Source organism: Fructobacillus tropaeoli (genome assembly GCF_001047135.2).
Classification (GTDB): domain Bacteria; phylum Bacillota; class Bacilli; order Lactobacillales; family Lactobacillaceae; genus Fructobacillus; species Fructobacillus tropaeoli.
In genome coordinates, this window is sequence record NZ_DF968140.1 from 1 (window position 1) to 360 (window position 360).

At 41.1% G+C, this 360-nt stretch carries 1 pseudogene; it reads right to left on the minus strand.

The features are described 5' to 3' along the window. Positions 1-24: 24 nt before the first annotated feature. Positions 25-360 (minus strand): annotated as a pseudogene (locus AOQ32_RS08405) (DNA topoisomerase); the annotation flags it as partial.

Below are 360 nucleotides of genomic sequence, written 5' to 3' on the forward strand. Positions count from 1 at the left end.
TTTTCTCTACTTTTCTCTACTTTTTTATTTTTTCCGCGCCTTCTTTTTATCGAGGATTAAATCAAAGCCAACAAAATTTTTGCCCTTATAACGTTTCTTGGCAAGCTGACCTTTAGCGGTGTAAGCTTTCCCTTTTTTGTTAATGGCTTGAAAGGAAATGACTTCCCCCGCCAATAACTGCGCCACTTCTTCTGCCGTAAAACGGTGTCCCGAAAACGAAGCATTAAAGGACACTTCTTCACCTTGCCATTCACCGCTTACTTTTTCTTTGGGTTCATAGCTGGCTGGCTTTTCAATTGCGCTTTCTAATTGCTTAACGTTTTCAGCCATGATGGGTAAATCATGAGCCACCGTCACATT